The organism is Acidimicrobiales bacterium, from assembly GCA_040219085.1.
GTDB lineage: Bacteria > Actinomycetota > Acidimicrobiia > Acidimicrobiales > JAVJTC01 > JAVJTC01.
This window is the reverse complement of the sequence record JAVJTC010000021.1, coordinates 88211-111716: the sequence shown is the minus strand read 5'-3', so window position 1 is coordinate 111716 and position 23506 is coordinate 88211. Positions and strand designations below refer to the sequence as shown.

Here is a 23506-nt window from a genome sequence, read left to right as displayed (position 1 = left end):
GACGGCACCGACCACGGCTCGCACCGCGAGCAGGCCTCAATGATCCGCCGCTACATCATCTGGCGGAACCGCAACGCTCAGGACCGAGCACTACGAGAACTCGTCAACCGCGCAAACGTTGCCTGACACGGCACTAGGTCTCGCCAGCGAGGGCGATGTGAGGAACGCATGCGCGGCGATCGTCGCTTCGCTAGGCAACCATCCGATGGACGGCTTCCTGGTCATGCCGATGCGTGAGCCGGCGACGGAGCTGATCGTCGGTGTCGCCAACGCTCCTGGCTGGGGCCTCGTTCTCGCCGTGGGCTTCGGCGGCATCCTGACCGAGATCCGGGCCGACACGTCACTGCGGCGGCTCCCTGTGGACCGTGCAGACGTGCACGAGATGCTCGGCGAGCTCGAGGGCTCGGCGATCCTCGATGGCGTACGCGGGCGAGAGCCTGTCGAAAGGGAGGCGCTGGTCGACGCGGTCCTCGCCATCGCCGACGCAGCATCCTTCGTCGGCGAGAAGCTCGAGGCGCTCGAAGTGAATCCGCTCGTCGTGGACGGAAACAGGATCGAGGCTCTCGATGCGCTCGTCAGTTGGCGCACGGATCCAGTGTAGGAAGCACGCCTGTGGTGGCGCGCTGCATCCGCTGTCGGCGCCGACTTCGCGGGGATAGCCGTGCGTCCTGACCACTGGGCGCGGGTGGAACCGACCCGGCCGGCGATCGTGATGGGCGCAACCGGGAACGTGACCTCGTACTCGGACCTCGCGGCCCGGTCCTGTCAGCTCGCCCGCTTCTTCCGCGACATGGGCCTCGAGCGAGGCGACCATGTCGCCGTCGTGCTCGAGAACTGTCCGCAGTTCTTCGAGGTCCTGTGGGCCGCTCTCCATTCGGGTGTCTACTTCACGCCGGTGAACCGGCATCTCACATCGGACGAGGTCGGCTACATCCTCGATGATTGCGAGGCCCGAATCGTCATCTCCTCGGCGACGCTGGCCGGCACCACGACCGCGATCGACTGGGAACAGCTGCCGCGTGTGAGAGCGCGACTCATGGTGGGAGGCAGCCCGCCGGGCTTCGAGGACTACGACGCCACGTTGGATTCGTATGAGCCGACGCCCCTCGCCGATGCCAGCACGGGCTCGTTGATGCTCTACACGTCGGGTACGACGGGTCGGCCGAAGGGAGTTCTGCCTCCCCTCTCCACGGCGCAGGGGGAGGATCCCGACCCTGCGCTTCTCGGAGTTGCCGCGCGGTTCGGCTTCGACGAACACAGCGTCTATCTGTCGCCGGCACCGATGTACCACGCGGCGCCGCTCCTGTTCACCCTCCCCGTCCACACCCTGGGTGGGACTGTCGTCGTAATGGAGAAGTTCGATGCCGCCGCGGCACTCCACCTCATCGAGTCCCTGCGGGTGACCCACAGCCAGTGGGTGCCGACGATGCTCATTCGCTTGCTCGGGCTTCCCGACGACGAGCGGCTGGGTCGGGACCTCTCGTCGCACCGCATGGCCATCCACGCCGCCGCGCCGTGTCCCCACGATGTGAAGCGGCGGATGATCGAGTGGTGGGGTCCGATCCTCACCGAGTACTACGCGGGGACCGACAGCGGGGGCATGACCATCATCGACAGTGCCGAGTGGCTCGACCACCCGGGCTCGGTGGGCCGTGGCAACGTCCGCATCATCGACGACGACGGCAACCAACTACCGCCTGGTGAGATCGGCACGGTGTACTTCGCCGGCGGCCCGGACCTCGTCTACAAGGGGGACCCCGACAAGACCGCTGCTGCCTGTCTTCCCGGAGGGCTGCGGACGGCCGGCGACTGCGGGTATCTCGACGAGGGCGGCTGGCTCTATCTCACTGACCGCAGGGACTTCATGATCAACTCGGGGGGCGTGAACATCTATCCCCGCGAAGTCGAAGACGTGCTCCTCGTCCATCCTGCGGTGTCCGATGTTGCGGTCTTCGGGGTGCCGAACCGCGAGTTCGGTGAAGAGGTAAAGGCGGTGGTGCAGCTCGTCCCCACGGCTGTCGCATCCGATGAACTCGCCGCCGACATCATCGACCATTGCCGGCTCGAGCTGGCGAGGTTCAAGTGTCCACGCTCGGTGGACTTCGTCGAAGAGCTTCCGCGATCGCCGACGGGGAAGCTGATGAAGCGGCTTCTGCGCGCTGAATACCGGGACGAGCCACAGCTCGGTTTTTCGTCCATCGGGGAACCGGGCGGGGATTCATGAAGATCAGCGCCGCGATCAGCTTCCCGTTCGAACCGTCGCAGGCCACGAGGCGCGCAAGGGACCTCGAGGCTGCCGGAATCGACATGATCTGGGTGCCCGAGGCCTACACATTCGACGCAGTGAGCCTTCTCGGGTACCTCGCAGCACATACCGAGCGGGTCGAGCTCGCGACGGGGATCCTTCCCCTCTTCTCTCGAACCCCGTCCCTCATCGCCATGTCGGCGGCAGGCCTGGACTCGGTCTCGGGTGGTCGCTTCGTGCTCGGTCTCGGGACGTCGGGGCCGCAGGTGATCGAGGGTTGGCACGGCGTGCCGTTCGACCGGCCGCTGACCAGGACCCGCGAAACCATCGACATCTGCCGGATCCTGTGGCGCCGGGAGCAGGTGGTCTACGACGGTGAGGCGTACCGGTTGCCGCTCCCACCCGACGAGGGCACCGGCCTCGGAAAACCGCTCCGGCTCATCAACCGGCCGCTTCGCGAGGAGATCCCCATCTACCTGGCCTCGATCGGGCCGAAGAACGTCCAGTTGACCGCCGAGCTCGCCGACGGCTGGCTACCGGCCTTCTTCCATCCGGACAGGGCCGGCGACGTCTTCGGGCCCGACCTCGAGATCGGGGGGAATCGTCGGGACCCGAGCCGTGCGCCTCTCGAGGTCGTGGCCGGTGGGCCACTCGCCATCTGCGACTCGGAGACCGCCGAGCGGATCCGCGACATGGCCCGTCCCGCGACGGCGCTCTACGTCGGGGGCATGGGGGCGCGGTCGAAGAACTTCTACAACGACATCTTCCGCCGGTGTGGCTACGAGCGCGAGGCCCAGGAAATCCAGGACCTCTACCTGGCGGGCCACAAGGATGAAGCCGCGGCAGCAGTGCCCACCGGGTACCTGGAGGCGACCGCCCTGGTCGGTGACGAGGGATTCGTGCGGGAGCGTGTCCTCGCATACAAGGCTGCAGGCGTGACGCGACTCCACGTGGATCCCATGGGGGACGACTGGCCCGGCCTGATCGAGTTGGTCAGATCATGGGTGGACTGAACCCGGACGAGGTGGAGAGCCGTGCGCTGCGCGACGCGGTCAGAGGACTGCTCGCGGACATGAGCACACACGCCGATGTGCGCGCCGCCATGGAGTCCGACCTGGGATTTGACCCCGAGCTCTGGGGGGCACTGGCGGAGATGGGCGTGACCGGCATCGTCACGCCCGCCGTTCACGGTGGTGCCGGACTCGGGCCCGAGCAGCTGGAGGGCGTGATGGAGGAGGTCGGTGCCTCGCTGTTGTGCTCGCCGCTGTTCGGGTCGTCGGTGCTGGCGGCGGCCGTGCTGGACGCAACCCGTGACGCTGACGCGTGTGAGCGGGTACTCCCCGGGCTCGCGGACGGCTCGACGATCGCGGCAGCGTGCCTCACCGGTGTCGGTGGGGACTGGACCTCGGCATCGGTCGACGTGGTCGCGCGTGACACGGACGGGACTGCCCTCTTGGACGGCACATCCGACTTCGTGATCCACGGCCAGAACGCGGACGTGTTCCTGGTGGTTGCCCGCACCGGCGACGGCTTCGGGCTCTTCGAGGTCGACCCGATGTCGGAGGGCGTGTCCGTCGTTGCCCAACCGTGCCTCGACCGGACCCAGCGGCTCGCGCGCGTCGGGTTCACCCGGGTCTCGGCTGCCCGCCTGGGCGAACGCGGGTGGGACGCCGTCGAGGAGGCCCTCGATATCGCACGTGTGGCCCTCGTCGGGGACCAGGCCGGCGGTGCCGCGTTCCTGTTCGACATGACGGTGGACTACATCCGTGGCCGCTACCAGTTCGGACGCCCGGTCGGCGGCTTCCAGGCGTTGAAGCACATGGCGGCCGACCTGCTCCTCGAGAAGGAGTCTGCGCTGTCGGCTGCGCGTTGTGCAGCTGCCTCGCTCGCAGCGGGTTCGTCCACGGCGAGGGCGGACGTGTACCTCGCATCGTTCGCATGCGCGGACGCGTACTCACGTATTGCAGCCGACAGTGTCCAGATGCACGGTGGCATCGCCTACACCGCCGAGTACCCGGCGCACCTCTACCTGCGGCGCGCACGGGTCACCGCGTGGATGTTGGGCGGTCCGTCGACGTACCGCGAGCGCTATCTCGCAGAGCTGGGTGGATGAGGCCATGACCGACGAGATCCGCTCCGACGACGAAATCCGCGGTGAGGTGCGTAGGTGGCTCGCAGAGAACTGGGACCGGTCATGTTCCGATCCATTGCCGTTCGCAGAGCCCGATCCGGCCTACGTCGGGTGGTTGCGACGGGTTCTCGAGGCGCGCTGGGCCGTTCCCCGCTGGCCGGTCGAGTGGTACGGCCGAGGGTCGTCGGACCGCGAGGCGAAGATCATCGAGACGGAGTTCGAGAACGTCGGCGCCCCCGGTGCCGGGCAGGACAGGACGAACCTCATCGCGAACACCGTCATGGCATTCGGTCGCGACGATCTCAGGTCCGACGTCCTGGCCGAGCTGTTGTGCGGCGAGATCCGGACGTGTCTGCTCTACAGCGAAACGGAGGCGGGCTCGGACCTCGCAGCCGTTCGGACGAGGGCCGAGTTGAACGACGACACGTGGACGGTCACGGGTCACAAGATCTGGACCTCCGGGGCCGCGCACGCGGAGTACGGCCTGCTCCTCGCCCGCACGGACTGGGACCTCCCCAAACACGCGGGCCTCAGCTTCTTCTTCTGCCCGATGGGCGGCGACGGCATCGAGGTGCGTCCCATCCATCAGATCACAGGGGAGTCCCACTTCAACGAGGTCTTCCTGGACCGCGTCGAGATACCCGCCCGCAACCTGCTCGGCGAGCGCAACGGTGGTTGGAAGGTCCTTCTCACCGCACTCGCCTACGAACGCTCGGTACTCGGGGAGGGTGGGGGTTCGCGTACGTCGGAGGAGGGCGATCCCGCCACTGATCTGATCGCATTCGCGCGCGAGCACGGGCGCCTGGGGGATCCGTTGATCCGGCAGGCGATCGCCCGGGCGCTGGGATACCGCCGGCTCAACGAGCTCAACATGGCGCGGGCCGGAGCCGACCTCGCCCAGGGCACGTCGTCGCCGTTGATGTCGCTCGGGAAGCTCGCGATGTCGCGGATCCTGCACACCGAAGCTGCGGTCCGTACGGAGATCCTCGGGTCGTCGGGCATCTTCGACGGTCCGGAACATCGTGACGCCGCAGACGTCAACTACCGGGCGTTCGACGCCTATGTCACGTCGATCGGCGGTGGGACCGATCAGATCCAGCGCAACATCATCAGCGAGCGCGTTCTGGGACTTCCACGCGAGCCGGAGGTGGACCGGGACATCCCGTTCCGCGAAGTGAAGTCCGGCCAGTGAACGGCCCGCCACTGCAGCGATGCACGCCCACCGGTCCGAATAGGGTCGTCAAATGATCTGCATGGAGTCGGTCCGCAGGGTGGGGAGGGACCATCGATGAGCCGCACCTATGTCGTCACCGGGAGCGCGTCGGGGATCGGCGAAGCCACCGCGGCGATACTGGCGGATCAGGGGCACCGGGTCATCGGTGTGGACCGCCATGGCGCCGACGTCGTCGCCGACCTGTCGACGCCTGACGGGCGCGCGGCGATGGTCGCAGGCGTCGAAGCGGCCTCGCACGGCGTCGTCGACGCAGTGATCGTGTCCGCGGGCCTGTCGGGCGGCCAGGACGATCCGGCGTTGATCATCCGCGTGAACTTCTTCGGCGCGCTCGCCAGCCTGCGGGGCCTGCGCCACCTCCTTGCTGCGAGTCCCGCGCCACGTGCTGTGGTCGTGGCGTCGGTCGCGGTTCTCCAGTCCAACGTCGAGGATCCCGTCATGCTCGCCTGTCTCGACGAGGACGAGGAAGCCGCCGTGGCGATGGTTGCGCACGATGAGCGGGGGAGTCGGGCCTATGCCGCAACGAAGAGGGCGATCGCCCGGTGGGTCCGGCGCGCCGCTCCGACTGCTGAGTGGGCCGGTGCCGGGATCGCCTTGAACGCCGTCGGTCCGGGGCTGATCGAGACGCCGATGACCGACTACCTGCTGAAGACCGATCGCCGGAAGGAGACAATCGAGACGTACCCGATGCCCCTCGCCGACTATGGGCAGGCTGATGACATCGCCTGGCCGCTCGCCTGGTTGACGAGCGCAGAGAACGGCTTCATCACAGGACAGGTTCTCTTCGCCGACGGGGGCTACGACGCTCTCACGCGCGGCGAGGACGTCTGGTAGTGGGGGAGACCGGAGTGGGTGACGTGGTCGATGACCTCGTTGCGGAGCAGGTGGCGCTCGATGAGCTCGTCGCCCCACTGCCCGAGGAGCGCTGGGAGACTGCGACGCCGGCGGACGGTTGGACGGTCCGGGACCAGATCGCGCACCTGGCCTATTTCGACGAGGTGGCCCAGGAGTCCCTGGCTGGTCGCGGAGAGGAACGCTTCCGAGCGATTGCCGCCGTGTATCAGTCGAACCCAACCGAGGTGGAAAAGCCCGGTGAGGGTCTCACCGGAGCCCAGGTTCTGGCTTGGTGGCGCGCGGCACGCGCCGGCCAGGCCGAGGCGTTTCGGGCGGTGGATCCGTCGGTTCGCGTTCCGTGGGGACCCAATCACATGGCGGTGCGTAGCCTCTGCACTGCCAGGCTCATGGAGACGTTCGCGCACGGACTCGACTGCTTCGACGCGCTCGGGGCTCGCCCCGTGGACACCGCCCGGCTGTTGCACGTGTGTCGAATCGCCTACCGCGCTCTTCCTTATGCATTCAAGGCCGGGGGCACGGAAATGCTCGGGCCGCTCGACCAGCTGCGCGTCGAGTTGACGTCGCCCGGCGGCGACCTGTGGCTGCTCGGCCCCGAGGATGCCCCTCAGCTGATCGTGGGCGATGCCGGGGAGTTCGCGCGCGTGGGGGTCCGGAGACTGGCTCGTTCCGACGCTCGTTCCCTTCACGCCCACGGGCCGCTGGCCGACGCGGCACTCGACGTGCTGAAGGCGTATCTCTAGTGGGGTTCCTCGACGGCTACCGGGTCCTCGACCTGTCCGACGCCACCGGCCTCCTGGCAGGCAGGATCCTGGCGGATCTCGGTGCCGACGTCGTGCAGGCCGAACCCGTGGGAGGTTCCTCAGCGCGCAGTTCCCCACCTCAGGGTGGTGGCCGATCGTTTCTGTGGGATGCCTTCGCAGCCAACAAGCGCGGCGTGGCCTATGACCCGTCCGCCGTCTCCGGCCGACAGCTCCTGGGGGAGCTCGTCGCCGCAGCAGATGTGGTGATCGAGTCGGCAGGCCCTCGAGCGGGGGCGACCCTGGGCGTCGACAGGGACTCGGCGATGCTTTCGCATCCGGCTCTCGTCTGGTGCTCGATTTCCGCCTTCGGTCTGGACGGGCCGAAGGCGGACTACGAGCACACGGACCTGACGGTCTGGGCCGCCGGTGGTCCGTTGGGGGCGCACCGGGACGGAAGCCGGCCGCCGTTGCGCACCAGCATCCCCCAGGCGTACCTGCACGCCGGTGCGGACGCCGCCGCAGGCGTACTCCTGGCGCTCGCGTCCCGTGCCCGCTCGGGTAGGGGACAGCATGTCGACGTGTCGGCGCAGGTCTCGTTGTCCATCGCGACTCTCGGGCGGATCCTCGCCGCGGCGTGGGAGGGCGACGCGACAGGCGCGACGAATCGCGGTTCGGATCTCAGCGGGAGCGGTAGTGCTTCCGCACCGGGGCTGACGAAGTGGCGCGTGAGCGACGGCCTCGTCGAACTGAACCTCGCGATGGGTCCTGCGGCGGGTCGGTTCACGAACAACCTGCTCTCGTGGATGCGGCACGAAGCTGTCGAACTGGGCAGGTTCGGGGAGTGGGACTGGACACGACTGCCCGAGGATATGGAGGCCGGCCAGATCGTCGAGGAGGACGTCGGGGAGTTCAGGGCGCTGGTGACGGAGTTCCTCGCGGACCGGACGAAGCTGGAGGTCACCGAGGCGGCCGTCGAGCACAAGCTGTTGTCAGTGGGCGTCTTCGACCTCGCCGACATCGGATCCAGTCCCCAACTCGCTGATCGGAACTACTTCGTCGCCCTCGGCGAGGGCGACCGGCAACGGACCCTTCCGGGGCCGTTCGTCGCGGTGGACAGGCCGGCGTTCGAGTACCGACGGCCTGCGCCTCTGGTCGGGGAACACACCGATGAGGTGAGACGCGAGTGGACGGCTTCGGCCTCAGCGCGGCGGCCGGTTGCGTCCGGGCCCGATGGGCCACCTCTGGAGGGACTGAAGGTCCTCGATCTCTCGTGGGTCGTCGCCGGCCCGGTGATCGGCCGGACGCTCGCGGACTTCGGGGCAACCGTCGTCCGGGTCGAGTCGTCGCGGCGTATCGAGACGGCGCGCGTGATGCCGCCGTTCCACGACGCAGAGCCCGACCCCGAGGGGTCGGCGCTGTATCAGACCTGCAACGCAGGCAAGCTCGGCCTGTGTCTCGACCTGTCGAGAGACGAGGGGCGTGCCGTGGTTCGGGACCTCGCCGAGTGGGCCGATGTCATGGTCGACTCGTTCTCTCCGGGGACGATGCAACGCTGGGGTCTCGGCTATGAGGACCTCCAGCGCGTCAACCCGGGCCTCGTCGTGTTGACCACGACGTTGTGCGGCCAGAGCGGACCGTGGTCCGGCCTGGCGGGCTACGGGAATGTCGGTGCGGCTCTCTCGGGGTTCCAGCACCTCGTCGGCTGGGAGGATCGTGTCCCGATAGGTCCCTACGGTCCCTATACGGACTATGTCGGGCCCAGGTTCTCGCTGGTTGCACTCCTCGCTGCCCTCGACGATCGGCGTCGCACGGGCCAGGGCTGTCTGCTCGATGTGAGTCAGGTCGAGGCGGGCGTGTGGATGCTGTCCCCGGAGCTCGCCGACTGGTTCGAGTCGGGGACCATTGTCGAACGGTGCGGAAATGCCGACCGCGTCTTCGCCCCACACGGCGTGTACCCCTGTCGCCCGGGTGGCGACGGAAGCGGGTGGGTGGCGATCGCGGTGCGCGACGACGCCGACTTCGCGGCTCTCGCTGCATGTATGGATCGACCCGAACTGGCTGCTCAGTCGCGGTTCGAGGGTGCCGAGCGGCGACGAGTTGTGAGCGAAGAGCTAGACGAGGTCATTTCGAGCTGGACGTCGCAACTCGAGGCCCCGGACGTCGAGCGCCGCCTGCAGGCTGCCGGGGTGCCAGCCCACGTGGCGGTGATCAGTGCGGACTGGTGTGAGGACCCCCAGATCATGCACAGAGGTCATCTGGTGCGCGTGCCACATGAACGGTTCGGCGAGGTCGCGGTCGAGGGGCCCCGCTACCGCCTGTCTCGCACCCCCGGTGTCGTGCGGGCGCCGGCTCCGATGTTCCACCAGCACCGCCGACAGGTCCTCCAGGGCCTGCTGGGCTATTCGATCGACCGAATGGCCGAGCTCGACGAGCTCGGCGTCCTCGTCTGAGATGGCATGTCGCTCGCTGTGGCGAGTGGTCGGCCGATGACCTCCCCGGAAAGGCCAACATGAAGATCGAAGCTGCGATCCTGAGGTCGGCACACGACCCGTTCGTCATCGAGGACGTGACGCTGCGCGAGCCGGACCAGGGGGAGATCCTGGTCCGCCTGGCCGGTGTCGGGATGTGCCATACGGATCTCTTCGCCCGTCACGGAATGGGCGCGCTTCCCTTGATTGCCGGACACGAGGGTTCTGGTGTGGTCGAGGCGGTCGGTTCAGCTGTCGAAGGTGTGGCGGTGGGTGATCACGTCGTTCTCGCATTCGACAGCTGCGGTCTCTGCTCGCGCTGCCTCGATGCTCGCCCCGCCCTGTGCGCGAGCTTCGTCGAGAAGAATTTCGTCGGCAACCAGTCTTCAGTGCTCGATGGCGACGGCAACGTCGTCACCGCGGGCTGGTTCGGCCAGTCCTCGTTCGCGACATTCGCTTTGGCTTCACCTCGCAACGCGGTGGTCGTCGACAAGGCGTTGCCGCTCGAGCTCCTCGGTCCCCTCGGGTGTGGTGTCATCACAGGTGCCGGATCGGTGTTGGTGGGAACCGAAGTCGGCGCCGGATCGAGCGTCGCCGTGTTCGGCGCGGGGTCGGTGGGCCTGTCTGTAGTCATGGCGGCCCGGGTGGCCGGTGCCACGACGATCATCGCCGTCGACCTCCACGAGTCGCGCCTGGCGCTTGCAACCGAGGTCGGGGCAACGCACACCATCATCGGTGGCGAGGACGTCGCTGCGCAGATCAAGACGGTGACAGGACGAGAGGGCATCGACTTCTCCTACGAGACGACCGGGGTGCCGGCTGTGGTGGCGGACGCAGTCGCCTCTCTTTGCAGCGGTGGAGTGTGTGGTCTCATCGGAATCCCGGTCGGACCATCGGTTCTCGACACGTCGGTGATCATGGCGGGCCGCACTGTCGTCGGGCTGATCGAGGGCTTGAGCAACCCACAGACGCTCATCCCGAAGCTGCTGGAGCTGTGGCAGCAGGGCCGCTTCCCGTTCGACAAGCTGATCCGGACTTTCGCTCTCAGCGAGATCAACGAGGCGGAGCGGCTCGCATCGTCCGGCGAGGTCGTGAAGCCAGTCCTCGTTCCCGGCGGGTAGAGCGGTTGCGTCAACCCTGAGGCTGGCCGTCGACGTGTTCGCCGATGCCGTCGGCGTAGTTCGTCTCAGCGACGCGGGTTCGACAAGATCCTGCCGTTCCTGAGTTACGGAGTGCCCTGTTATCGCGGGAGCGATGGGCGTACCGTGCGATTCGGAGGGGCGTTGCGCCCTCGGGCGTGTTCGCCCCCCGGATCGGGTCCTCCACCGCGGAGGCCTCCAGAACGGGAACGCCGATGGTTCAGTCAGGCCAGCACCGGGCGGTGGTGGCGGAGTCCGAACCGCGCCGATTGTGGTCGGGAGGCGTCGGTCCGGCCCATGGCGAGGTCCGGGCTGAGCCGCGCGGCGATGTCGTCGCGGCGGTCATCGAGGGCAGCCTGTGTCTGGTTACCTCCGCAGGTGTCGTCACGGCGATCGAGGACCTGCTCGACGATGTTGACGGGCAGTTGATCATCGACCTGTCCGATGTCTCGTTCTGCGACGCCCACGGCGCGCGTTCGCTGATGGGTCTGCGTCAGCACTGCGAAGACCACGACGTGGAACTCGTTCTGACGGATCCGAGTGCGCCGGTTGTGCGGATCTTCGACCGGACCCGTATCTCGCAGTCTTTCGACGTGGACGACGAGGGGAAGCGGTGGCGGCCGCGCGGGACGGTGGCGGGGCCGGGCAGGCGGGTCGAGCCGCGGCGAAGGGAAGAGCGCGGAGAAGGAGGTTGACGCCGATGGGTGTCTACCGGGGCCGTATCGCCATCTCGCCCGACGAGGATCACACGATCGACGCCGTCGGGACGGTGACGTCGTGGGTGGACCGGGCAGGGTCACCGTGGTGGGACGCCACGGTGCGTCTCGTCGCCGATGACGTGGTCGATCTCACCGCCGGGGAGTCGGTGGTTGTGCGTCTCGTCGACCGCGAGGCGCGGGCGATCAAGCTGCAGTGAGGACAGCCGGTGAGACGAGGATCACGATCGGCTCCTCGCCCTCGTCGCTCCCGTCCAGGTGAAGCATGACGCGGACGTGCTGGGGCGGGTCTCCCCAGACCTCGAGAATCGTCGCAGCGACAGAGCGGTCGGACCCCCAGGGGACTCGGACTTCGTTGCCAACCTCGAGCTTGTCGACCATCGGGTTCACCACGGCTCCCGCGAAAACGTTGCCTTGAGATGTTCCCACACCACGCGGTCGAGCGCCCTCGCGGTTCGATCGAGGCCGGGAAGGCGATTTCGGCACCATGTGACCGTGTCCGTGACCCCTGCGTGTCGGAGTAGGTCGAGCTGCGTCTGGTTCCCATGTGCGAGACAGTTCCGTAGCTGGATGAGGTCCGCGTAGCGAGCCGCGTCACCCCGTCGTGAAGCCGTCGTCTCCCAGAAACGATCGCGAGTTGCGAGCTTGCCCTTCAGCCCGGTTAGTCCGAGGCGTCTGAAGTCGTTCGTGAGGCTCCGCAGGTCAGCATTGCTCCGGTCGATCGATCGACCCTCGGTCGCAGCGGTGACGAGCAGCGCCTGGTAGCCGGTGGTCACCCCGGCCATCTCGACACTCTTTTCCGCGGCGAGGTCGTGTAGGTCGCGAGCGAACGCCTGGAACTCGGCGACGACCCGGAGAATGTAGGCATGTGCGAGCGGGCGCCCGATCTCGAGCGGGCGTCCCGGTCCGTCGACCTCGCCGGTCGCCGCGTGGGCGATCGCGACTGTGTCGATCGCGGCGCGGCGATCGCCGAGCCACCGAGTGAGCGCAACGGAGGATCTGTAGGCCACGCAACCAGACCGTAGGCGTCGGGTGTGACATCGAAGGATCCATCCGTGTCCCGTTGGGGTTCGGGAGGATGCGTGGGATGCGGCTGGGCCGCGGGTCTGACCCTCGGTGTGACTGGCCCGTGTGCCTTGTGGCTGATTTGTCGGCCTGTGGCCCGGTCGTGTCGTTCGCGCACCGACCGGTCGGAGCGGACGTGACCTCATAGGAGCTTGGTGGTTCCCAGTCGATGTCTTGTCCGTCCGGCCCGGCCGGTGGTGCCAGACCCATCAGCGAGACAGGAAGGCAGAACACCATCATGGCTGACAACGATCCCGATGTCGTCGGGGGTGTGGACACGCACCTCGAAGCCCATGTCGCCGCGGTTGTTGACGAGATCGGCCGGATCCTGGCCACGGCGTCGTTCCCGACGACCACCGGGGGGTATCGACAGCTGCTGGGCTGGATGCGACGTCACGGACGCCTCGTTCGGGTCGGTGTCGAGGGCACCGGCGCCTATGGGGCGGGGTTGGCCCGGTTCCTGGCCGGCGAGGACGTGGAGGTGGTCGAGGTGAACCGGCCCGACCGCCAACTTCGGCGTCGGCGCGGCAAGTCCGACACCGTCGATGCTGAGGCTGCCGCGCGAGCGGCGTTGAACGGCGACGCGGCCGCGGTCCCCAAGTCCGGTGACGGCCAGGTCGAGGCCCTGCGCGCGTTGCGGATCGCCCGCCGCTCCGCGGTGAAAGCCCGCACCCAGGCCACGTTGCAGATCCGGGACCTGATCTTGACCGCCCCCGACGAGCTCCGCGGCCGCCTCGAACCGCTCTCGGCGTCGGATCGCTCCGATATCTGTGCCCGGTTCCGGCCCGGCGACCCCGCCGATGTCACCCAAGGGACCAAGCTCGCCCTGCGGCACCTGGCGCGCCGCTGCCAGGCCCTCAGTTGCGAGATCGCCGATCTCGACGAGGTGATCGCCGGCCAATGCGCCCAGATCAACCCTGCGCTGCTCGGCGCCAAAGGCGTCGGACCCGAAGTCGCCGCCACGCTGCTCGTCGTCGCCGGCGACAACCCCGAACGGATGCACTCCGAGGCCGCCTTCGCCGCGCTCTGCGGCGCAGCTCCCATCGAGGCGTCGTCAGGGCGGATCACCCGCCACAGGCTCAACCGTGGCGGCAACCGACAAGCGAACAACGCCTTGTGGCGGATCGTGATCGTCCGCCTCACCGCTTGCGAACGCACCCGCGCCTACGTCACCCGACGCACCGCCGAAGGCAAGACCAAAAAGGAGATCATCCGCTGCCTGCAACGCTACGTCGCCCGAGAGATCCACTCGCTGCTCGTCAACGACCACACCGTCATCACCGGCGCCGACCTCCGAGCCGCCCGCCACGCCAACAACCAGACCCTGGAGCAGGCTGCCACCGCCATGAACAGCTGGCCCATCGTGGAAGTCCCCCGGTTTCACGGACGGGGTGGGTGTGGGGTGATCATGCCGCGTGTGCGGTCTCGTGGTCGAGGGGGCTGAGCCCGTTGTTGTAGCTGTGGCGGCGCTGCGGGTTGTACCAGGCTTCGATCCATTCGAAGATCGCTGCGGCGAGCTGGTCACGGGTGGTCCAGTGGTGTTGGTCGAGCAGCTCGCGCTGCAGGCTGGAGAAGAAGGCCTCGGCGACGCTGTTGTCGTAGGCGTCGCCGATCGATCCCATCGAGCCCAAGATCCCGGCTGATCGGAGTCTGTGGCCGAACAGCCATGAGGTGTAGACCGAGCCGTGATCGGAATGTGCGATCGTGTGGCCCTCGAGCGGCCGGCGCCGCCAGGTCGCCATCTGCAGGGCGTCGGCGACGAGCTCGGCGCGGATGTGATCAGCGATCGACCAGCCGATGACACGCCGTGACCAAGCGTCGATGACCGCCGCGAGGTAGACCTTGCCTTCGTCGGTGGGGTGTTCGGTGACGTCCATCACCCAGAGCCGATCGGGTCCGTCGGGATCGAAGGACCGATTGACCAGGTCCGGGTTCGGGTCGGTGCCGTCGCGGCGGGTGCAGCCGTTCTTGCCGCGCTTGGCCGGGTAATGGATGCCAACAGCCCCACACACCCGCATCAGGCGCTCACAGGTGGTCTTGGAGCGACGCACTCCACGACCCAAGCGCAGCTCGTTGCGGACTCGGGGCGCCCCATAGGAGTGCCGGGACATCTTCCAGATGTCGAACACCTCGTTCGCCGCCCACGCCTCGGCGAGTTCGGCGTCGCTGACCGGCTGGCGCCGTCGTTGATAGAAGCCCGACGTTGACACCCCCATCACCCGACAGCACGTCGAGATGGGCAGGTCCGAGCAACGCTCGGCGATGAAGGTGTAGGTCATTTTGGGAGGACGTTCTCCGCAGCGAAGTACGCGGCCGCGCGCTTGAGGATCTCGTTCTCGAGCCTGGCGACCTTCAACTCCCGGCGCAGCTTCACGAGCTCCTCTCGCTCAGCGGTCGACAGGCCATCGGCCCTTCGGCCTTCATCGATGTCGGCTTGCTTCATCCAGCCGCGCAGGCAGCTGTCAGAGATCCCGAGATCCTCCGCTATCTGCGCGACCGGCTTCTCACGGAGCCGGGCCAACTCGACCGCGCGATGACGGAACTCAGGCGGGTGTGGACGGGGCATCTGGACTTCCTTCCCGAGACGACCACGGTCGCCTCAGAGTCGCTGTCCGTCAACCCGGGGGACTTCCATCGCCATCTCACGCCTCGAACGAGGTCTCACCCATGACACCGACCTCGCTCACCGCTACCACCAGTGGCTCCACGCCGCTTGACCGAATACACGCCAGAGGAGCATCGGTCGATCCCGCCGTCGAAACCGTCACAGCCGCCCCGTACAGGGCTGCGACGGATGACGACGCAGGAGGCGGCGATGAGTGACGAGACGAATGCGGTGACGGCCACGGATGTGACGGTGGTCCTGGACCGGTCGGGTTCGATGGCCGCGATCACCCACGAGGTGATCGCCGGCTTCAACGGGTTCCTGTCGGATCAGGCCGCGTCGGCGGGGAAGTGCCGGCTGACGCTGGTGCAGTTCGACTCCGAGGACCCCTTCGAGGTGGTAATCGACGATCTGCCCGTCGCCGAGTGCGTCGGGCTCACCACCGCGACCTACGAGCCGCGTGGTGGCACCCCTCTCTACGACGCGCTCGGGAACGCACTCGTCTACGCGGAGAAGCGACTGGCCGCAGCCGACGGCGAGGTCGACCCGCTGGTTGTGGTGATCACCGACGGTCTCGAGAACTCGTCGTCGGACTACACCCGTGAACAGGTTTTCGAGCGGATCACAGAACTGAGAGACCGGGGTTGGACGTTCGCGTTCCTCGCTGCCAACCAGGACGCGATGTCCGCGGGCGGTGCGATCGGTCTGGCCGGAGGCTCGACGGCGAACTGGGACGCTTCGGCCGAGGGCATCGACCTGGCGTTCTCGCTGGTCGCGGACCGGGTCACCGAGTTCCGTGGCCGTTCCCGCGAAGACCGCCTCGCCGCCCGCGATGACTTCTTCGAGGAGGGCGAGGCGTGAGCGACACATCACAGGGCGAGGGTTGGTGGCAGGCGTCGGATGGGCAGTGGTATCCGCCCGAGTCCCACCCGGACTACCTCCCGCCGCCCCCGACAGAATCGACGCTTCCGCCCCCGCCGGCCTCGGCCGCTGTGCCGTCTCCGCCCCCGGCTGCGGACGGGTCGACGGGCGGCAACGGTCTGGCCGTCGCCGCGCTGGTGCTGGGGATCATCGGCGCGGTCGTCGGGCTGATTCCGCTGTTCTTCTTCCTCGCGTTCATCCTCGGCGGGCTGGCCCTGATCTTCGGCTTGATCGGGCGAAAGAAGGGCAAGCCGCGTCGCAAGATGGCCACTTGGGGCGCCGTGCTCGGTCTCGTCGCGATCATCCTCGGGATCATCGGCGTGGCGATCGTCGACGACGTCTTCGACGACCTCGACGAGGCGTTCTCCAACGACATCGTGGACGACGGCGACGTGGACGTCATCGTCGAGACCTGCGGGCCGTCTTCGTTCGGCGCCGAGGCCACCGGGACCATCACGAACACTTCGGGGAAGCAGCAGGGTTTCCGCGTGGGGGTCGACTTCGTCGACGGGGGCGTCCTCGTCGGTGAGGGCCTCGAGTTCGTCGACGGCCTGGCACCCGGCCGGACAGCGCGCTGGTCGGCGTCGGTGTTCGACGACGTCTCGCCGTCGGTGGCCTGCGACGTCGAGGTCCGCTACTCGATCTTCGATGAGTGAGTGCAACCTTCGCGGGTCCGCATGGCGGATATCGGTTCGGCTATCCAGCCCCTCTGGCCAATCGGTCAGTGATTGCGGGTGTGTCGACGATGCGCTCGCGACCTACGGACCGAGGTCCCTAGTCGGCGAGCGGGTCGACCTTCAGACTCGATTCACCAGCCAGAGGATGACTGCCGCAGCACGACCCCCTAGCGGCGGGAAGGAGGCGAGGTGAGGCGTACCCGGCGCTCCCGGAAGTGCGGTCACGAGCCCCCGTTCCTCGGCAAGCTACCTGTCGCAAGTGTCAGGGCGGTCATCCATGTTCCCCTGACCCAGCTGACGGCCGGGACCATCGTGTGGGCCCACGTCCCGTACGTCGAGAGCGAGGGGTACAAGACCCGTCCGGCCGTGGTTCTGGACCGCGACGGGCGCGACATCGAGCTGCTCGCGCTGACCAGCTCGCTGCGTCGTTTCGACATGCCTGACCGCTACGTCGAGCTCTCCGAGCTCGAGCCGACCGGCCTGGACCGGCCGTGCGGTATCCGAATGACGCCGAGCGTCGTCGTCGACCGCATCGACATCTTGTCCATCGCCGGGCATCTCAGCGAGCGCGACGCCGAAGCGGTCGGGCTTCTCGTCTGACTACGCCACGGTCGCTCGGTAGTCGGCGAAGACGTCACCCGGCAGCCGGTGGTGGAGCCGCCACGTGATCTGAATGGGACGGTCCGACCGATGCTCGACGTAGTCGGCGAGACCGGCGGAGAAGTACGGACGGGTACGGCCGTTGGTGTCCTTCTTCGTTGTTCTCACGAAGAGCGCGATGTTCCTACCGAGCGCTCGGTGGTTGAGATAGGACTGCCCTCGCTTGCTGTCGACCGAAGTGTTCCCCTGCGACTCCCAATGGAAGAGCGAGTCCGAGATGGCGTAGTCCAGGTACCGCGTCGTCGGTGAGTACTCCTTCTCTGCCTTGTCGAGCGTGACGAACAACAGCTCTGTGTTCGTCGGCTCGTGCAAGTACACGCCAGCCTGCAGTGGGAGCGGCGAAGTCACCGATGATGCGCCAAACGCAGCCAGGATCTCCTCACGGGTGTAGGTGGCGTGAACCTGGAGCGGGACGGGGCCCAGCACGCCCAGGGGTTCATGGAGATGGCTGATCTGGTCCTCGAGCATTGGGAGGATCTCGAGCAGTTCACGTCGAAGGCCGTCGTGCCTCCAGAGGTCGAGCGCAGCTGCGTCGAGTGACTGATAGTCGCCTTTTCGAATCGTGAGGACTGTGAGGATGAGACCCTCGAGGAGGCGCCGGGCGCGTTCGTCCAGGTCGTGCGATCTTGGCGCCGTCGGGTTTGAGAGAAGTTGCCGGTACGTCTCGAGGCGCTCCTCGTCGTCGACGTGTAGGAGGCGAGCGATGCCTTTCCCGACGGCCTTCTCGTCCTCCAGAGCCGGTACGTCGCAAATCCCTGCTGCTCGTCGCAGCTCGGTCCAGGTGTGGTTGCCGCGATAGATGTCGTCCAGATCGAGTCCGGTCTCCTGCAGGAATTCCCGAAGAGAGACGTCCCCAAGCGTCTGAGCCTCTCGAATCCGGTCCCGCCAGTTTGTCGGCAGCGCTGAGCGAATGTTCGCCAACACGATCTCTTGGGCGACTGGGTCAAGATCGACGCGGCAGCCTGCCGGCAGATAGGGGAACCCAGACTCCACGTCGGCTTCGAGTTCCCGCCGCGTGCGGCCGAGGAGGCTCCGATAGCGCAGGTCGAAACGAAAGTCCTTGGATTGGTGGCCGACGAAGTCGAGGACGGTGAGGACATCCTTTCCCTCGGAGCGGCGTAGCCCGCGGCCAAGCTGTTGGAGGAAGATCGTTGCGCTCTCGGTGGGCCGGAGCATCAGGATTACGTCGGCAGCCGGGATGTCGACGCCCTCGTTGAAGAGGTCGACCGTGAAGACAACCTGGATCTCGCCGTTCCTCAGTCTGCGGAGAGCATCTGCGCGGTCCTCGGAACTGGTTCGCGATGTCAGGGCGGCCGCGTTGAAACCGGCCCGGCGAAATCGGTCCGCCATGAATTCGGCGTGGCGAATGCTGACGCAGAAGCCCAGTGCACGCATGGCAAGTGGGTCGCCGACCTTGTTGCGGACCTCCTGGATCACCTTCGCCACCCAGAAATCGTCGGCCGTGTAGACGTTCGTCAACTCCTCGAGGTCGTAGCCGGTGCCCCCACGCCATGTGACGCGAGTCAGATCGGTGGCGTCGTGGATTCCGAAGTAGTGGAATGGCGACAACAGGCCCTGCTCGAGAGCATCCCAGAGCCTGAGCTCGACGGAGATCCGCCCACCAAACCATCTAAAGACGTCGAGGCCGTCAGTTCGCTCCGGCGTTGCCGTGAGGCCGAGGAGATGCTGTGGCCGGACGTGGTCGAGCAGGGCGACGTAGCTGTCGGCGGCCGAGTGATGGAATTCGTCCACAACAACAACATCGAAGTGGGCCGGGTCGATCTGCTGTGCGTCGTGAGCTGTGAGCGACTGGATCGAAGCGAACACGTGGTCCCATCGGTCCGGCCGTTCTCCGCCGACCCACAGCTCGCCGAATGCGCCGTCCTTGAGCACGTGGCGGAACGTCGTACGAGCCTGTTCGAGGATCTCGCTGCGGTGGGCGACGAAGAGGATCCGAGCACGGCTGAGCTCTCGACGTAGTCGCCGGTAGTCGAGGGCCGCGACAACGGTCTTGCCCGTACCCGTTGCGGCAACAACAAGGTTGTGAGGGTGACCTCGCCGACGGTCCACGGCTAGGCGCTCGAGGATCTGGCGCTGGAACGGGTATGGCTCGATGTCGAATGGGGTCAGCAGTTCATCGCGGTCGTCGGTCGTGATCTTTTCGACCGCGCGGCGGAACTGTTCAGGTCGGAAGGCCTCGAAGTGGGGATCAGCCCAGTAGGTGGCAAAGGTTCGTTCGAACGCTGAAATCAGGTCCGGGTTCGGGACCTGTGACGCTCGGACGTTCCATTCGAGTCCCGTGACCTGCGCTGAGAATGTGAGATTCGACGACCCGATGTAGACCGTCGAGAAGCCTGTCTCGCGATGGAAGAGCCATGCCTTCGCATGGAGCCGGGTCGATGTCGTGTCGTAGGAGATCTTGACCTCGGCGCCAAGGTCGGCGAGTTCCTCGACAGCTCGGAGTTCGGTGCTCCCGGTGTAGGTAGTCGTGATGACGCGCAGCGCCTTGCCGGCCTCAACGTGGCGCCGCAGTAGCGGAATGAGCTGGCGGATTCCGCTCCAGCGAATGAAGGCGAGGACAAGATCGATGCGGTCGGCCGATTCGATCTCGGCCGCAATCTCGTTGCCGACGGAGGGCTCGCCACGAGCGTTCGTCATGAGGACGGTGTCGCGGAGCGGCGTGAGCGGCCTGGCAACGCTGGCGAGTGACCCGTCAGGGGTGAGCGCCGCGACAGCGGTGAGCCGCTCGAGCGGATCAACGAGCTCCTGCTCAGCCTCCAGCGCGTCGGGGTGAAGAGAGCGGATCGCATCGAGAACATTGGCGGCAAGGGCGACGGCTGCTTCAGGCCGCTGCGCGGACCCGACCGTCGCGAGTGCGTTGTGAACCCAGGTCCGCACCACGTCGGCGACTCGGCTGGGCAGTTCTGCGCTCTCTGTGGGCTTGGTCTCGGAACCGCGCCGGTTGGTCTTCAGAGCCCCGAGCCGTGTACTCAGAAGCTCATCGACCAGCTGGTCGTAGAGGCCCTCTCGAAGATCGTTCATGTCCTGGCTCGCCGATTCATTGCAAGATGACTCCGGTGAGTGGCCGCCGCTTGCACGACCGTACCGCAGTCGAACAGGTGCGCCCTGACCATCTACTCGAATGCCGTGACGGAACTCGCCGGTCTGAGGACCACAGTGTCTCGTTCCTGCTCGAGGTCGCGGTGGTTCGGGCGATGAGGATCTGGGTACCTCCTCATGACTGACACTCAAATGAGGGGTTGCGAAGATGATGACCGTGATGACACGGGTTCGGGTGGTCGAAGGGAGAGAGGCCGCCTGGGACGCGGCGATGGCCGAACGACTTGCCGGCGCGGCGGACCGCGAGGGCTTCGCCGGAGCTCAGATTCTGTTCCCGGTCGACGAGAAGAACGCCAGGGTGATCGTTGGAACCTGGAACACACGCGCGGACTGGGAGGCGTGGCACGACGATCCGGAGTTCGCGTCCACCCGGGCCGATCTCGACGCGCTCCAGGAATCCGACGGTGAGACCTGGTGGTACGAGGTCGGCACACGCCAGGCACCTGGCGGAGTCACCGAGACAGCGTCCGCTGCTGCAAGTCGCGCACGCGACCTGGTCGACGACCTCGCCCGCCGCATCCGCCGCTGAACTGAACCGACGACGACCCCGCCGGCTGCCATCCGATAGCTGCCGAGCGTCAAGCCGCGATGGTGCGGAACTCCTCATAGCGGCGCTCGAGCCGATCAGCGTCTGGCCGGTCCGTTGCAGAGCGGGGCATGAGCAGCTTCTCGCCATGGAAGCCTTGGAGTCCGTACCGCAACATCGGGCCATCGATTGCGTCGAGGATGTCCTGGCGAAGCTCGATGACGAGGTCGGGCCGGATTCCGAGGATGTGACGGTCGAACGCCGCGTGGTGAATGGTGCATAGCGACAGTCCGTTCGGGACGACAGGGTCCCCGTCGAAACTCGAGTCGGGGATGATGTGGGCGGCCTCGAGGAGCTCGGCCTGATTGAGTCTGCATATCGCGCATGTCCGCCGGTAGGCCGCCAGCACCCGCTCCCTGAACGCGGCCTGGTGAACGCGGCGCTTCACCAGCTGAGTGGTGTAGCGCCTCTGGGCTGGGTCGATCTGCTCAATGGTGAGATCGGGCCTCAGAGCGATCGGGTCTTCGACTGCAATTGTGAAAGTCAACGCTCCGGGCGAATCGGCCACGACGAAAACGGGCCAGACCGGCAGGTAGATGCTCTTCTCGATTCCGTGGAAGTAGATCAACGGAACTTGGTCTTGGAAGCACCGGCGAACTGCGATGTTGTCGGGATGGCTGGGATTGTCCCCCCGGTACCGGTATGCGAGGAGGCCGTCATCGGTGACGTGATCGTCATATGGGGCCGGCTTGTTGGGCTTGGGTGGGGCAGTGATGAGGCTGATCGGGAGATCGAGTTGCTTCGGCTTCCAGATCCCCTTCTGGCCGATCAGAATGACCGGCTCGCCGTCGACGATGAAGCGACTCTGAAGGTCTCGCCAGTGGATCGTGTCGTCGGGTTCCGGGCACCGCTGGGCGAGGAACTCGAAGGCTGCTTGCCGGACGCGGAGTTCCCGGTCCATCTACCGCCAGCCTTCAGGTTCCGCCGATCGAAACCCCTTGATCCGAGTGCTCGAGGAGCTCGGCCATGTGCACCGGATGCCCTGCGAGAGAATCAGTTCCAGTTCGGCCGGCTTCGGCTTCCGCGCGAAGAGCAGCTCGAGGTTCGGGCTGTCCGGGTGGAACGAGGCGTACTCACGGAGTTGTTCGATGGCTGCAGCGACGACGGCTGGCTGTGGCCTCACCTTCGCCTCGATCAGCGTGTTCGTCTTGCGATCGAACAAGTCAGCCAGCTTCTTCCCCGGGATGCCATCGATCGTGTAGGCCGGTCGTGTGACCTCGTGGCGTGCCTTTCCCAGGGCGATCGCGTAGCGGTCCTGGACTCTCCGCTCGATCTTCTTGGCGCCCTTCTTCCTCCTCGGCCTCAGAGCCTCGACCGTCTCCGGGTCGTACTGACGGAACTCGATCTTGGGGGTGGCTGATGCGCCGCCGGTGTGCGCCGCCCAGAGCCGCTCGAGCCGGTCGGCGACGTCGGGCTTGAGCCGGGTTCCACTCGATTGGATCTTGAGCGGCTTGGCGATGTCGTGAATTGCGGCATCGACGGTGGCCTTCGAAAGCGGGTCGTCGAGTGGCACCGCAGAGTCGAGCCGCATGTCCACGTAGGCCTGCGGTTTCCCCGTGCCGTGCCAGTGCGCGTCGAACCAGACGGGACTTCCCTCGGAGTCGCTGTGAATGCGACCGGCCGCCAGGAAACCCCGCTCCTCGCTCTCGCCGACTCGAAGGAAGAAGACCCGGTCGCCGACCTGAATGTCAGAGTTCTCGGTCGCTCTTCCGAACGACCACCCCCACACGACGTCCGTGGCCTTCTTGCGCCGGGTGGCCCTGACTGTCCGGGTCCATTCCTTCCGGAACGTCTTCTTGTCTCGGTTCGACGCCGGCCAGATCTCAGGGTTCCAGATGACGACGAATGTGGGCCGGTCGGCCATCAGAGTCCTCCTAGCGCCGGGATTCGAAGACCCGTGTCGCTCCGCCTCGTTGGCCAACGTAGTGCACGCGCACGGCGGTCGACGGCGCTGACCGATGTCACAGATTCCGCGTACATGTCTGTGAGGGTTGTTCGAGAAGGAGAAGCGGTTTGATGGCAGGTACCGAAGGACGCGTGGTCGAGAACCCGGGCGATCTGATTGCTCGAGTCGGGCGCCTCGAGGAGATCGGGGACGTCATGTGGGTGGTGTTCGCTGCGTGGAGCCGGGCGCTTGTCGAGGAAGTCGCCGAGGTCGCCGATGAGGTCGGTATCTCGCTCGACGAGGACCGGGTGATGTTGCGCTATCACGCCATCCTCGGCGACTACGGGTACGACACCATCGACGACGACCTGACCGAGTTTCTCGATTCGGTCGAGCCGGCTGACGATGCTGATGGAGACGACCAGACCGCCAGCTGAGCGGATGGCGGTCACTCGGCCCGGT

At 66.7% G+C, this 23506-nt stretch carries 23 protein-coding genes and 1 pseudogene; 17 read left to right on the top strand and 7 right to left on the bottom strand.

Annotated features, from left to right (window positions below):
- Positions 1–118 precede the first annotated feature (118 nt).
- From RIE08_09250 to RIE08_09200, 11 genes are all read left to right on the top strand, one after another.
- Entirely contained in the window at positions 119–601 is a 483-nt protein-coding gene (locus RIE08_09250; protein MEQ8717784.1) for an acetate--CoA ligase family protein, read from the top strand.
- Positions 602–661: 60 nt separating this feature from the next.
- Complete coding sequence (locus RIE08_09245) at positions 662–2224, top strand: acyl-CoA synthetase (protein ID MEQ8717783.1); 1563 nt, start codon at positions 662–664, stop codon at positions 2222–2224.
- Positions 2221–3258: an LLM class F420-dependent oxidoreductase gene (locus RIE08_09240; GenBank protein ID MEQ8717782.1), complete on the top strand. Its 1038-nt coding sequence runs from the start codon at positions 2221–2223 to the stop codon at positions 3256–3258. Before RIE08_09245 ends, RIE08_09240 begins: the two co-directional genes overlap by 4 nt.
- Complete coding sequence (locus tag RIE08_09235; GenBank protein ID MEQ8717781.1) at positions 3246–4358, top strand: acyl-CoA dehydrogenase family protein; 1113 nt, start codon at positions 3246–3248, stop codon at positions 4356–4358. The genes RIE08_09240 and RIE08_09235 overlap by 13 nt, the downstream gene beginning before the upstream one ends.
- Positions 4359–4362: 4 nt before the next feature.
- Positions 4363–5568: an acyl-CoA dehydrogenase family protein gene (locus tag RIE08_09230; protein ID MEQ8717780.1), complete on the top strand. Its 1206-nt coding sequence runs from the start codon at positions 4363–4365 to the stop codon at positions 5566–5568.
- Between the two features lie 96 nt (positions 5569–5664).
- Positions 5665–6441 carry an SDR family oxidoreductase gene (locus tag RIE08_09225; GenBank protein MEQ8717779.1) on the top strand — a complete coding sequence of 259 codons (777 nt, stop codon included), beginning with the start codon at positions 5665–5667 and terminating at the stop codon, positions 6439–6441.
- Between the two features lie 14 nt (positions 6442–6455).
- Positions 6456–7202 carry a maleylpyruvate isomerase family mycothiol-dependent enzyme gene (locus RIE08_09220; protein ID MEQ8717778.1) on the top strand — a complete coding sequence of 249 codons (747 nt, stop codon included), beginning with the start codon at positions 6456–6458 and terminating at the stop codon, positions 7200–7202.
- Positions 7202–9652: a CoA transferase gene (locus RIE08_09215; protein MEQ8717777.1), complete on the top strand. Its 2451-nt coding sequence runs from the start codon at positions 7202–7204 to the stop codon at positions 9650–9652. The genes RIE08_09220 and RIE08_09215 overlap by 1 nt, the downstream gene beginning before the upstream one ends.
- A 59-nt stretch (positions 9653–9711) precedes the next feature.
- A complete protein-coding gene (locus tag RIE08_09210; GenBank protein ID MEQ8717776.1) occupies positions 9712–10791 on the top strand; it encodes an NAD(P)-dependent alcohol dehydrogenase in 1080 nt (359 codons plus the stop codon).
- A gap of 233 nt (positions 10792–11024) precedes the next feature.
- On the top strand, positions 11025–11504 hold the full coding sequence (locus tag RIE08_09205; protein MEQ8717775.1) for an STAS domain-containing protein: 480 nt from the start codon (positions 11025–11027) through the stop codon (positions 11502–11504).
- A 5-nt stretch (positions 11505–11509) separates the two neighbouring features.
- Positions 11510–11725, top strand: coding sequence for a hypothetical protein (locus RIE08_09200; GenBank protein ID MEQ8717774.1), 216 nt, complete (start codon positions 11510–11512; stop codon positions 11723–11725).
- Here RIE08_09200 and RIE08_09195 read toward each other — a convergent pair.
- Together RIE08_09195 and RIE08_09190 are read right to left on the bottom strand one after the other, a co-directional pair.
- Positions 11712–11906, bottom strand: coding sequence for a hypothetical protein (locus tag RIE08_09195; protein MEQ8717773.1), 195 nt, complete (start codon positions 11904–11906; stop codon positions 11712–11714). The two genes, RIE08_09200 and RIE08_09195, sit on opposite strands and share 14 nt — an antisense overlap.
- Before the next feature lie 5 nt (positions 11907–11911).
- Positions 11912–12535, bottom strand: coding sequence for a hypothetical protein (locus RIE08_09190; protein MEQ8717772.1), 624 nt, complete (start codon positions 12533–12535; stop codon positions 11912–11914).
- Between the two features lie 293 nt (positions 12536–12828).
- Between RIE08_09190 and RIE08_09185 the strand changes: the two are divergent.
- Positions 12829–13848, top strand: a pseudogene (locus RIE08_09185) (IS110 family transposase).
- 148 nt (positions 13849–13996) lie between these two features.
- On the opposite strand, the gene RIE08_09180 reads toward RIE08_09185, so the two are convergent.
- Both RIE08_09180 and RIE08_09175 read right to left on the bottom strand, forming a co-directional pair.
- Entirely contained in the window at positions 13997–14869 is an 873-nt protein-coding gene (locus RIE08_09180) for an IS3 family transposase (GenBank protein MEQ8717771.1), read from the bottom strand.
- On the bottom strand, positions 14866–15156 hold the full coding sequence (locus RIE08_09175; GenBank protein MEQ8717770.1) for a transposase: 291 nt from the start codon (positions 15154–15156) through the stop codon (positions 14866–14868). Before RIE08_09175 ends, RIE08_09180 begins: the two co-directional genes overlap by 4 nt.
- 249 nt (positions 15157–15405) lie before the next feature.
- Between RIE08_09175 and RIE08_09170 the strand changes: the two genes are divergently transcribed.
- The 3 genes from RIE08_09170 to RIE08_09160 all read left to right on the top strand — a co-directional run bounded on the left by RIE08_09170 (position 15406) and on the right by RIE08_09160 (position 17393).
- Positions 15406–16056, top strand: coding sequence for a VWA domain-containing protein (locus RIE08_09170; GenBank protein ID MEQ8717769.1), 651 nt, complete (start codon positions 15406–15408; stop codon positions 16054–16056).
- Complete coding sequence (locus RIE08_09165; protein MEQ8717768.1) at positions 16053–16772, top strand: FxLYD domain-containing protein; 720 nt, start codon at positions 16053–16055, stop codon at positions 16770–16772. Before RIE08_09170 ends, RIE08_09165 begins: the two co-directional genes overlap by 4 nt.
- 210 nt (positions 16773–16982) lie before the next feature.
- Positions 16983–17393 (top strand): type II toxin-antitoxin system PemK/MazF family toxin, encoded by a 411-nt coding sequence (locus RIE08_09160; GenBank protein MEQ8717767.1) that lies wholly within the window; start codon positions 16983–16985, stop codon positions 17391–17393.
- On the opposite strand, the gene RIE08_09155 is transcribed toward RIE08_09160, so the two are convergent.
- Positions 17394–20495: a DUF3427 domain-containing protein gene (locus RIE08_09155; protein ID MEQ8717766.1), complete on the bottom strand. Its 3102-nt coding sequence runs from the start codon at positions 20493–20495 to the stop codon at positions 17394–17396. It abuts the gene before it with no gap.
- A gap of 238 nt (positions 20496–20733) precedes the next feature.
- Here RIE08_09155 and RIE08_09150 point away from each other — a divergent pair, with 238 nt between their 5' ends.
- Positions 20734–21102 carry an antibiotic biosynthesis monooxygenase gene (locus RIE08_09150; protein ID MEQ8717765.1) on the top strand — a complete coding sequence of 123 codons (369 nt, stop codon included), beginning with the start codon at positions 20734–20736 and terminating at the stop codon, positions 21100–21102.
- A gap of 49 nt (positions 21103–21151) precedes the next feature.
- Here RIE08_09150 and RIE08_09145 read toward each other — a convergent pair whose 3' ends face one another.
- Both RIE08_09145 and RIE08_09140 read right to left on the bottom strand, forming a co-directional pair.
- Positions 21152–22060 (bottom strand): HNH endonuclease, encoded by a 909-nt coding sequence (locus tag RIE08_09145; protein ID MEQ8717764.1) that lies wholly within the window; start codon positions 22058–22060, stop codon positions 21152–21154.
- Positions 22061–23023, bottom strand: coding sequence for a hypothetical protein (locus RIE08_09140; protein ID MEQ8717763.1), 963 nt, complete (start codon positions 23021–23023; stop codon positions 22061–22063).
- A 152-nt stretch (positions 23024–23175) separates the two neighbouring features.
- On the opposite strand from RIE08_09140, the gene RIE08_09135 reads away from it, so the two are divergent.
- The gene (locus RIE08_09135; GenBank protein MEQ8717762.1) at positions 23176–23481 is read left to right on the top strand and encodes a hypothetical protein; all 306 of its coding nucleotides are present in this window, start codon (positions 23176–23178) and stop codon (positions 23479–23481) included.
- Positions 23482–23506: the final 25 nt, after the last annotated feature.